An 11,235-nucleotide genomic window follows, 5' to 3' on the forward strand; every position below is an offset into this window, starting at 1 on the left:
TTTGCTTTCTGGAAACAATGCTATACTCTCAAGTAAATGACTGCATTAATTAGGAAAGGTGAGAAGGTCCATGAAGATCACAAAAGCGATCATCCCGGCGGCGGGTCTGGGTACCCGTTTCTTGCCGGCGACCAAAGCGATGCCGAAAGAAATGCTGCCAATTGTCGACAAGCCGACAATCCAGTATATCGTCGAAGAAGCAATTGCCTCTGGCATCACGAGTATCATCATCGTCACAGGAAAAGGCAAGCGTGCCATTGAAGATCATTTCGACCATGCTTTTGAACTTGAACATATTCTGAAAGAACAAGGAAAGCTCGATATGCTTGATTCGGTTCTTGCCACTTCAGAAGTGGAAATTCATTATATCCGCCAAAAACAGCCGCTCGGCCTCGGGCATGCCATCTGGTCGGCGCGGCATTTTATTGGCGATGAGCCGTTTGCGGTGCTGCTCGGGGATGATATCGTCCAAAATGATCCCCCGGCGCTCCTCCAGTTAATCGAGCAGTTCGAGAAAACAGACAACCCGGTCATTGGAGTCAAGGAAGTCAGTGAGGATGAAACCCATCGTTACGGAATCATTGCCCCGTCCGAAACCGAAGGACCGCTCATGAAGGTCGGGCATTTCGTCGAAAAACCTAAGCCTGGAGATGCCCCATCTAATTTCGCCATTATGGGCAGGTATGTCCTGACCCCGGAAATCTTCCGTTTGCTGGAAGAGCAGGAACCGGGGGCTGGCGGGGAAATCCAATTGACCGATGCCATCGGAAAGTTGAATGCGACCCGTCCGGTCCAGGCATTCGCTTTTGAAGGTAAACGTTACGATGTGGGGGAAAAGTACGGATTTATCGAAACGACCATCGAATTCGCATTGCAGCGCCCTGAACTGAAAGCGCAGTTGCTCGACCTATTCGAAAAGAAACTGGCTGAAGAAAAGGCGAGAGAATAGTTTTCAGTAGTGATTGAATTTTCTGATAACAAATGACATACTTGATATATGTTCAACCGAATGGACACTGTGAAGGAGGAGATTCGATGATTACAGAAGATGATATCCACGTCGACTACCGGATTGAGATGCGGCCGGGGACTGAAATCTTTGCATGCAAAGCAGATTGTACGTTGAAGGGGCAGGAAGAGCATCCGCAAGTCGGGGATGCCCATTTCTACCTGTTCAATCCCCAGCGCAGTTCGCTCGAGTCACTGGCCATGTATGCAGAGCATATCTCCGAAGGCTTAGGGGATGTTTACCGTGACTTGAAGCATATTCCGGATATCGATGATGTCTTTGGCCTGGTGGCAGTGTTTGATGATTTGCAGGTAGCTGAGGAAGAGCGAAACAAAGGCATCGGGGAATCGTTCGGGCAAAAAATGCTAGAGGAATTGAAGTTCTTGGATGTAGAACTGCTGGTCGTCATTCCAGGTTATTATACGAATACTTCCAAGCAGGATGAAGCATATAACAAGAAAATCAGGACATATTATAAGAAGAATGGCTTTAAACGTTTGAAGAAAAATATGGAAAATCCGGTCATGTATACGTATTTATAACAGAAAAAAACTGCCGATCCGGCAGTTTTTTTTAATGCGTTTATATGGAGATTGAATAAAAATCGGAAATGATTTTAAAAAGTTAATGCCAATATTTGCATCCGCTTTCATAGGCTTTGAATTAAGCGCATTATGCCTTTCTTCATACTGAAAATGATATCTGAAAATTAGAATTATATAGATAATAATACCTATAATAATTAAAAAATCACAGGATATTATTACTGACAATACTTTTTATACTAGTTTAAATTCATTCTATGTAGTAGTATAGGTTTATGATATTTCAATATTTATAATATTGGAATAAATAACAGGTACTTTAACCTATGCGATGGGGTGGGCGGAATGAAGAATAATTTGAAGCTCGGAATTTTGATTTTGATGGTGCTTGGATTCGGTTGGGCGTTATTCTCGCTGGTTCTGCCGTTTTCCACCGAAATGCTGCTTGTGGCGGGGCTATCCATCTTGTTCATGACATTGATTCATGAACGTTATGTATTCCTGTACGGCATCAGCATCATTTTGAGCTACGGGGTTTTCTTGACAGTATTTGCCTTTTTCTTCACGCAGCGGCCAGATTTGGAAATCATGTATGTCTATAGCCACTTGTTATTCACCGGTTTCATCTTGTCTTTTTGGCTATTGCTGAATCAGATCAAGCAAATCGGCTACGAGGCGAGCGAATTGCGCCGACAAGTGCAGCTTCTTCAAAAATATCATGGTGAAACTGACATCCTGACGGTCAATGAGTTCACAGAGCAGGCGCAATGGGTGCTCAAGACGACAGAACGCCGGCAAGAAGAGGCGTGGTTCGTGGAAATCACGATCAATACGAAAAACAAGCGTACCCAACAAAACATTAAAGAGTCGCTTGAACGGGCAACGCTGGCCACGATTCGCCAGAAATTCGACTTGGCGACCTCGACCGGACAGTCAATTTACCTGCTGCTGAAGGATATAGACGAAGAAGGGGTACGCCTCATGATGGAGCGCTATCGTGACAAAGTGAAGCAGGAATTGAATTTGCTGGATTCACCGTATGAAGTCAGAAAGGAGCAGGTGTCCAACCTGAATGAATTGTCGCGTGCTTTGGGTAGAGCGATATGAATATACTCATCACAGCCACAGTTGTCCTGTTTTGGATCTTGCTGCTGTTCTATTCCGCGGTGACAATCGGCGGCGTTTGGTACCGGTTGCGGTTTCGCAATCCGCCGAAAATCAAACATTATCCGAGCGTGGCCGTGTTGATCCCTGCACACAACGAGGAAATCGTAATTGAAAATACATTGCGCGCAATGGCGCGGCTGAAATACGAAGGCAAACTCGATATTTACATTTTGGATGACAGTTCCAAGGATGGGACGGCTGCCATCGTCCAGGAATTCGCTGAAGTCTTTTCGCGCATCCATTACATTCCTGTACCGCCCGGCAATCCAAAGGGGAAATCGCGGGTCTTGAACTACGGCTTGAGCGTAACGGATTCGGATTATTTTGTCGTCTACGATGCGGACAATGAACCTGAGCCGGATGCTTTGGAGAAATTGGTCCAGGCAGCTGAGACGGTGCCGAACGCTGCAGGGGCTGTCGGATATGTCAAGACGAAAAATGTCGATACAAATGTCTTGACCCGGATGATTTCGCTTGAATTCCAAGTGTTCCAATTGCTCATGCAATGCGGGCGCTGGGCACTTTTCAGACTTGGTTCACTAGCGGGGACGAACATGCTTTTGCGCCGTTCGGTCATCGAGAAGCTGGGAGGCTATGATGTTTATGCCTTGGCAGAGGATGCCGAACTGACAGTCCGTCTGACAGCTGCTGGTTATGTGCTGCCGGTCATTCCGACTTCGCGCACATGGGAGCAGGAACCGGAAACGCTTAAAGCTTTCATCAAGCAACGGACACGCTGGCTTACCGGCAATTTGTATTTATTGGAGAAGTCAATGAAAGATTGGTCGCACTGGAAAGGCAGAACCTTCGTGCTCAGTTTACAGCATCTCTTCACGTACCTGATTTTTGTGCTGATGCTGCTGATTTCGGACATCTTTTTCATCCTGAGCATTTCCGGAGTTGACATTCCGAACGTCGGTGCGCCACTCATGATGCTTTGGTTTATGACCTATATCGTCTATACCGCTCAGCTTTTGAGTGCGCTTGTCGTCGACCGGAATGTTTCGTTGACCAATGTGCTGTACGTGCTGATCATGTACTTCACGTATGCCCAATTGTTCATCTTGCTGCTGATCCGCAGCGTTGCTACTTATACATGGAGCAAATTGCGCAAAAAAACGATTGCCTGGGACAAAACCCAGCGCTTCAAAGGGAGAGTGGATTCATGATGAAATGGCTCTTGCCGGTGATGGGTGTGGCAATGCTCGCTGCCTGCAGCGAGGAAACAAGCGAACCATCGCCTCAACCAGATGAGCAACAGGCGCCAGAGGATCAAGAACAGCCGGTGGAGCAAAAAGCGGTTCCGGAAGATTTTGCGGAAGCCTATTTCGACGAAAATAATTTTATCCATGCTTATCCTTCGGCTCCCGATTCGCAATATTTGTCCGAGAGCATCGGCTTGTATATGGAATATTTGGTCATGATGGAAGATGAAGAGAAGTTTGCAGAGCAGTACGAAAATCTCATGGACGCATTTGTGGTGGAAGAGGGAGATAACTTTTTAATCAATTGGCTAATTTTCGAGGATGCAACAGTTAATGCTTTAATTGACGATATCCGGATTGCAGCTGCGCTAAGGGAGGCGGACCAATTATTCGGTCAACCAAAGTACTCGGAAACCGCAGACCGGATTATCGAAACCATTTCCCGTATCCAAACGAATAATGGCTATACGGTCGATTATTATGATTGGGAAGTGGAATTTCCGGCGCAAAGAGTAACCTTGAGCTATTTAATAGATGACGTTCCGAAAGACATGAATGCCGATCGTGTACTGGAAAATGTCGACACCAATGAAGTATTTTTTCCAGAGTATTTCGATGTAGTGGAAGAAGTTTATGTGAAGGGTGATGTAATCCATCCGATTGACCAATTGCTCATAGCGATCAACCGTGAACGGATCGGGTTATCGTCAGAACGTTTTGAAGAGTGGCTTAAAACCGAATGGGAGGAAGAAGGGCGGTTATACGGAAGGTACGACCGCGAGACCCTTCAGCCAGCAGTCACTTATGAATCACTCGCAATGTACTTTTTCATGAATGAATATTTTCTAATTATCGGTGAAGAAGAAGCTGCTGAAGAAGTGAAAGTCCGCGCGACCGAAATGATTGAAGAAAATGGTGAAGGTGAGACGCATTTCTTCGACTTCATCCATTATCATCTCATGACGGAAGATGAGTCGAAGTAGGAAAGGGGGCGCTGTTGATGAAAAAAATCATGTCTTTCATATTGCTGCTCGCCTTCCTGACCGCCAGCACGTGGCCAATCGCTGCAGCTGATGATTCGTCCAGCAAACAAGCGAAAGTGCTGATTTTGTATCATGCGGAAGAGCAAACACAAAGGGAAGAAGTGCCGATTCTGGATATGCTGGCAGGGCATTTCAGTTCGGATATCACCATACAATCCATTGAGGAAGCTGCAGCAGAATACGTAAAAGGCGATTACACACACGTCATATACTTTGGGCTTGGGAAACGGCAATTGACTGAAGAAGAACTGTTCGTTGTCGACCAATATGACGACGTGAAAAAAATGTTTATCGGGAATTATTTTGAATACTTTAAAGAAGCTCCCGATCTTAGCATCCGAGATTATCGGAACATTGATTCCGTCAGCGGAGATGGTAAAATGTTCGATTTGAAGGAAGAAAAGGACATGATGCTCATCAATGGTATCGAACAGATGGAAGTTCTTTTCGAAGGGCAGGCAGCAGACGGGGCATATCCGCTGATCTTTAAAAACGATAATTTATATTATGTCGCGGCCAACTCGATTACTGGCCGGATTAGCGACATTGTAGGTGAATCGCTTTTCGACTTTTTTGATGAGGAGAAATCCCCGCCTAAAAAACTGATCCGCCTGGAAGACATCCACCCAAGGAGCGATCCGGTACTGGTCAAGCAAGTGGGGGATTATTTGGCAGAACGGAACATTCCATACGCGGTGACGGTAGTGCCTGTCTATACGAATCCTGAAACCGGGCAAAGCATCCATTTATCCCAGGCTATCGAGTTGGTGGAGGTTTTGCAGGAGATGCAGAAAAACGGCGCAAGCCTAATCCAACATGGGTATTATCATCAATACCGTGAAGATGAAACCGGTGAGGGATTCGAATATTGGGATGTGGACCATGACCGCCCCATTTATCAGTCGAACACAGATGAAGTGAAGCTGCGCGAAGATTTTGCTTCTGATGAAGAATATCAAGATTTCGTCCAAAATGTCGGCTTGCCATACGAACAAACGTATATCTACGATTCCATCGTCAATGGGGTCTATGAAATGACAGCAGAAGGGTTATATCCGATTGCGTTCGAAGCGCCCCATTATTCCATGTCGCAAACGGGCTATAAAGAATTGTCCAAGTATTTCACGACTTATGTTGGGCAGATCCAAATTTCAGACCGGACATATGACGGAACTTTCGTGCCATTGTATGAATCTACTCCGGCAGGACTTCATGGAATGAAAATCATTCCCGAAACAATGGGTTATATCGATCCGGATAATGGCAAAGCAGTCGACGAAATGATAGAGAAAGCCGATTATGCTGCGCAATTCGGTGATAGTTACTTGGCGTTTTTCTATCATCCTTACTTAGGAATCGAAAAGTTTGATGAAGTGATGACTAAACTTGAGAAATACGATCAATACGAATGGGTCGACTTGAAAGAGATGGACCATAAAACAGAAGTAGACGGTATGGTAGTCGAAACAGCAGGTGGCGATATCGAAGTTTCGCGCCCGATGAGCGTTCTTGTTGCGCAAACGACAAGAGATCTCTGGTGGGTTTCTATTCCGCTGGTCATCTTCGTCATCATTGCCGTAGCAGCCGTGGCACAGAAATTCCGCAGACGCAAAACGGACAGCGAGTTCTGGGAGAAGCAATGAGTGAGCTTAGAAAAAGAAAGTGGGACAGAGAATTTCTCTGTCCCATAGTTTTTTTGTGCAAGCTAGTGTAAGATAATTTTGGTAATGAAATTCAATATCTTTTTGACTTTTTTACCAATTATTTTACGAGGAAGATAATAAAATGAATAAATTGAAATTTTTACCTTTTTTCATATGCTTAGCTTTGCTTTCTGGAATCATATTGCTTTATTTTCGTTGGTCCTTCTATGAATACGCTGTAGCAGCTGCTTTCCTTTCTGTCCCTTTTATCTTGTTATTGCCGAGGAAATGGCTGCCTGCCTTTCTATTTTTGGTCTTGCTTGCGGCGATTGGGACGGCATTTCAGCAGCCTGAAGCTTCACTCACTTCAATAGGAACTTATTTCCTGTTGTCGGTTTTTCAATTTTCGCTTTGGGTTGTTTCTGACCAAGTGAAATTGGTGGGGGAAGAAACAAAGCGCCTGAAAGAACAACGGCAAATCTTATTGGATAAAGAGGGTGAACTCCGTGCGCTGGAGTTACAGGAATTTGTCGAACAGGCTTTATGGATGTTGAAAACAAGTAAGCGAAAAGAGCGCACATGGTTGATGGAAGTGACGCCTTTTGCCAACTGCCCTGTCCAGACATCGGAATTGGAGCGTGCGGCATTGCAATCGATCGTTCGGGAACGGGATCTCGTAACGAGCCGAAAAGGCGCGGTTTATGTATTGGTCAAGGAAACGGAAGAGGATTCGATTCAGCCTTTATTGAAACGAATCGAGCAAAAAATGAGTGCGAAGAGTGAATCGGCAACATACGAAGTTAAAAAAACAGCGATTACTACAGTCGGTGAAATGGGGAGTTTACTCAATTGAAGCGATTAAAAAGAAATAAATTATTCGTGTTGGCGTTTTTGGGTAGCTTGGCGACAGGAGGGTGCGGAATGGTCAACGGGCAAGGGACGACGGTTCAGGAAACGGTCGATACTCATTATGTGAATGATGAAGGGGTCATCCATGCCTATCCGGACAACCGGGATTCTGAATATTTATCGGAAAGCCTCGGCTTGTATTTGGAGTATTTGCTTCAAGTTGAAGACGAAGAAAATTTCGCGGAGCAGGCGGCAATTTTAAAAGACCGTTTCTTGATCGAAACAGGTGGCCAGGTGTTTATCCCTTGGCGCCTATACGAGGAAGCGAATGTAAATGCATTGATCGATGATGTGCGCATCGCGGCGGCTTTAGAAGGTGCAGCAGAACAATTTGCAGAACCAGCTTATTTGAAACTTTCACAGCAGATTGTATCTGCGATTGAAGACCGCCAACACCAACAAGGAACAGCGGTTGATTATTATGATTGGTCCTATCAGCTTGCAGGAAATCGGCTTACGCTCAGCTACCTCATCGACGAAATAACCGTGCTTCCGGAATCGTTCGCTATGCTGGATACGGGAGAGAGCGAAGTTTTTTTTCCTGAGTACTATGATTTTGATGAAAAAAAATATGTGAAAAGCGGCGAAGTTCATATGATCGACCAATTATTGATTGCGGTCAACCGCTTCGACCAGGACATCGAATCCCCTGAATTTGAAAGCTGGCTGATCGAAGAGTGGGTTAATCAAGGCCAATTGGCCGGGAGGTACGACCGGGAAACCGGAAAACCGACTGTCGATTACGAGTCCCTAGCAGTCTACTATTACTTATGGCAGTATTTCGAACGAATCGAGCAAGCGGAATTTGCGAAACAGGTAGTTCAGCGTGCGGAGTCGCTCGCAGGAGAGGAATTACCGGGCGATCTGCATTTCTTTGACTTTATCCATTATCAAATGATGATGCATGAACAGTAATCGAGCTGTTTCGACGCGAGGGTGAAAAGGGATATCCTTTTCATCCTTTTTGAATGGAGAAGACTCGAGTGTTCCGGTTTATGTAGTTAGTTTATTTTCCAGAAGGGTATGGAATCGTTAAGAAGAAGATTTCTGGAGGTGGTTGAATGGAGATGGTCATGGCGGTTCTGATCGGCCTGGCGTTGAGTGCCACGGTCGGATTCCGTATTTTCACCCCATTATTGATAACAGGGATTTTCGAACGGGTGGATTGGGTTACCTTGTCTGAAGGGTTTAGTTGGGTTGGCAGCACGCCGGCACTCATTGCGTTCGGTGCAGCCACGATATTTGAGGTTCTGGTCAATTATATTCCGGCGGTTGGATCATTTATGAAATTGATTTCCACGCCGGTCGCGGCACTTGCGGGAATTTTGCTGACGGCATCGTTTATCGGCGATATGAACCCATTTCTGGAATGGGCGATTGCGATTATCGGAGGAGGGGGTGTGGCTACGGCTTCACATGCGACCTTGACCGCAGTGAAAGGGGTCAGCGATACAGCTTTAGTGGGCCCGGCTGTCTCAGTTGCAGAGGATGCCACCGCCACCATTGCGCCAATTTTGATTTTCTTCGTGCCCGTATTGGCTGTCGTGTTTCTACTGGTAATGGCGGCCGTAACGCTTTTTATACAGGAAAAGCCCGGCTTAATTCGCTGTGGAATCAATCTTAAATTAATAAGGAAATAGAAAAAGCCATCCGGGGATGGCTTTTTCTTATGCCTTCAATGTCAGCGTGGGATGATCAGTACTTGTCCGACGCGAATGGAATTGACATTGGTGATGTTATTCGCTTTGGCAATGGCAGTGACAGTCGTATTGTATTTTCTGGCGATGCTGTAAAGTGTATCCCCGGCTTTCACTGTATACTTGACAGTCGTCACTGGCGGCGGTGCTTGTTTGACCGGAATGATCAAGACTTGCCCGACGCTGATGAGATTGACATTGGTAATCTTATTCGCGGATGCAATAGCTGCAACAGTCGTATTATATTTGCTGGCGATGCTATAGAGCGTATCTCCGGATTTTACCGTGTACTTGACGGTAGTTGCTGGCGGCGGTGTCGGAGCGGTCGTGCCTGGAATCACCAAGACCTGTCCGACGCGGATTAAATTGTAATTGGTGATATTATTTGCTTTCGCAAGAGCGGCGACAGTGACATTATATTTTTTTGCGATGCTGTAAAGCGTGTCGCCCGCTTTGACTGTGTAAGTCGCTCCGCCTGTTGGAGGCAATTTCAACAGCTCGGAAACGGTGACGAATTTGTAGCCTTTCGCTTTCAGTTTGCTGATCATGCCTGGGAGCGCGCCGGGAGTTCCAGAAGCTCCGGCACCTGTGTGCATCAAAACGATGGATCCTGGCACGATATTGTTGACGACTTTATTGGTGATTTCGGTGGAAGATAAGCCTCTCCAGTCAATCGTATCGATATTCCATTGGATGGTGTGCGTGTAGCCTGCATCACCGACACCTTTCAACACGGTCGCATTGGACGCGCCGAATGGGGCTCGGAAAATAGGTTTGGTCGATTTGCCTGTGACGTTTTTATAAGCGGTTTCCGTTCGGGCGAGTTCACTTTGCATAGCGGCAATGCTGATCTTTGTGAAGTCCGGATGCGAGTAGGAATGGTTGCCGACCTGATGTCCTGCATTGGCGATGTTGCGGATCCAGCTCGGGTGATGGTTGATTCCGGAACCTGTCACAAAGAAAGTAGCTTTAACATTATTGGTTTTTAGGATGTCGAGGATTTTGTTGATGTTCGTTCCATCGGATCCGTCATCAAAAGTTAAGGCGACCACTTTGCTCGTTGTGTTGCCTTTCGTGACATAAGTAGAGGATGCGGCATCGGCCTGGCCTGTGAACGACAGCAGTGAAAAGAGCAATAATCCTGTGATAGCTAGCAACTTGCTCCATCTGGATAACATTCTGCTCACCCCTTATATGATTTAGCCGACAGACGGCTTATGTATATGGAAAACTTTGCATGATTCAAGGCTCATAATATCTCGATGTTTCTTTTTTAAATCAGTTTTAATAGTCTTATTATATCACGTTCTAATACAAAAACTATTTTTATGATTGAAAATTCAGTAAATAATAAATAAAATATAATAAATCTTTCCTAGACAATGGAAGCTTCCCGCTTAATCTATGATGTGGCGATCGAGCTAGTGTAAAAGCACTAGTGACTGAAAAAGTCTCGAGGCGGGTATGGAAAAGCAAATGATGGAACGGGAGGGGCTTTTGCATGCATTATATGAATGAACCGACCATTGAAGCGCGTGGGGAACAGCCATATGTCGGCATTACTGCAAGGATTTCAGGCCATATCGGAGAAGCGCCTGAACTTGCAGCTGAAGTATTGTCATGGTTGAGTGCGCGTAATGAATCGCCTGTTGGGCTGCCGTTTATCCGCTTCTGGTGCTTGGACGATAATGGCCAGCGGCTGATCGAAGTCGGCATTCCGACAAAAAAGTTGATGGCTGAAGATCATCGCATCATTTCGGGGTATTTGCCGGGAGGAGATTTTGCCCATGCAATTCACAATGGGCCGCCGGAACAATTTTGGTCATCTGCAGACGCGCTAGTGGGCTGGTTGGAAAGGGATGGTCTTTCGGCAGCGCTGCGTTACGAAGCTGAAACGAAGATATGGGACGGGCATATGGCTTTTTTCATTACCGACCCACTTGAAAAAAAGACGCAGGATGCTTGGGTGATTGAGTTGTTCATTTTGCTGCTCGCTGACCATGCCGCATAAAAAAGA

At 45.8% G+C, this 11,235-nt stretch carries 11 protein-coding genes; 10 read left to right on the plus strand and 1 reads right to left on the minus strand.

What is annotated here, in order from left to right:
- Nucleotides 1-70: 70 nt before the first annotated feature.
- The 9 genes from galU to ON064_RS14255 all read left to right on the plus strand — a co-directional run bounded on the left by galU (nucleotide 71) and on the right by ON064_RS14255 (nucleotide 9,161).
- Nucleotides 71-949, plus strand: a complete 879-nt coding sequence (galU, locus tag ON064_RS14215) for a UTP--glucose-1-phosphate uridylyltransferase GalU (RefSeq protein WP_274625278.1) — start codon at nucleotides 71-73, stop codon at nucleotides 947-949.
- Nucleotides 950-1,035: 86 nt separating this feature from the next.
- The gene (locus ON064_RS14220; RefSeq protein ID WP_274625279.1) at nucleotides 1,036-1,551 is read left to right on the plus strand and encodes a hypothetical protein; all 516 of its coding nucleotides are present in this window, start codon (nucleotides 1,036-1,038) and stop codon (nucleotides 1,549-1,551) included.
- A 348-nt stretch (nucleotides 1,552-1,899) separates the two neighbouring features.
- Entirely contained in the window at nucleotides 1,900-2,661 is a 762-nt protein-coding gene (locus tag ON064_RS14225) for a hypothetical protein (RefSeq protein ID WP_121298019.1), read from the plus strand.
- The gene (locus tag ON064_RS14230; RefSeq protein ID WP_274625280.1) at nucleotides 2,658-3,890 is read left to right on the plus strand and encodes a glycosyltransferase family 2 protein; all 1,233 of its coding nucleotides are present in this window, start codon (nucleotides 2,658-2,660) and stop codon (nucleotides 3,888-3,890) included. Before ON064_RS14225 ends, ON064_RS14230 begins: the two co-directional genes overlap by 4 nt.
- Nucleotides 3,887-4,909 (plus strand): hypothetical protein, encoded by a 1,023-nt coding sequence (locus ON064_RS14235; RefSeq protein ID WP_274625281.1) that lies wholly within the window; start codon nucleotides 3,887-3,889, stop codon nucleotides 4,907-4,909. Before ON064_RS14230 ends, ON064_RS14235 begins: the two co-directional genes overlap by 4 nt.
- A gap of 17 nt (nucleotides 4,910-4,926) precedes the next feature.
- Entirely contained in the window at nucleotides 4,927-6,612 is a 1,686-nt protein-coding gene (locus ON064_RS14240; RefSeq protein WP_274625282.1) for a DUF2334 domain-containing protein, read from the plus strand.
- 142 nt (nucleotides 6,613-6,754) lie between these two features.
- Complete coding sequence (locus ON064_RS14245) at nucleotides 6,755-7,465, plus strand: hypothetical protein (protein WP_274625283.1); 711 nt, start codon at nucleotides 6,755-6,757, stop codon at nucleotides 7,463-7,465.
- Entirely contained in the window at nucleotides 7,462-8,436 is a 975-nt protein-coding gene (locus ON064_RS14250; protein ID WP_274625284.1) for a hypothetical protein, read from the plus strand. The genes ON064_RS14245 and ON064_RS14250 overlap by 4 nt, the downstream gene beginning before the upstream one ends.
- Nucleotides 8,437-8,588: 152 nt before the next feature.
- Nucleotides 8,589-9,161: a DUF4126 domain-containing protein gene (locus tag ON064_RS14255; RefSeq protein WP_274625285.1), complete on the plus strand. Its 573-nt coding sequence runs from the start codon at nucleotides 8,589-8,591 to the stop codon at nucleotides 9,159-9,161.
- A gap of 41 nt (nucleotides 9,162-9,202) precedes the next feature.
- Here ON064_RS14255 and ON064_RS14260 read toward each other — a convergent pair whose 3' ends face one another.
- Nucleotides 9,203-10,396 (minus strand): LysM peptidoglycan-binding domain-containing protein, encoded by a 1,194-nt coding sequence (locus ON064_RS14260; protein ID WP_274625286.1) that lies wholly within the window; start codon nucleotides 10,394-10,396, stop codon nucleotides 9,203-9,205.
- Nucleotides 10,397-10,719: 323 nt separating this feature from the next.
- Between ON064_RS14260 and ON064_RS14265 the strand changes: the two genes are divergently transcribed.
- Complete coding sequence (locus ON064_RS14265; protein WP_274625287.1) at nucleotides 10,720-11,229, plus strand: GyrI-like domain-containing protein; 510 nt, start codon at nucleotides 10,720-10,722, stop codon at nucleotides 11,227-11,229.
- Nucleotides 11,230-11,235: the final 6 nt, after the last annotated feature.

It is taken from the genome of Planococcus sp. A6, from assembly GCF_028823615.1.
Lineage (GTDB): Bacteria > Bacillota > Bacilli > Bacillales_A > Planococcaceae > Planococcus.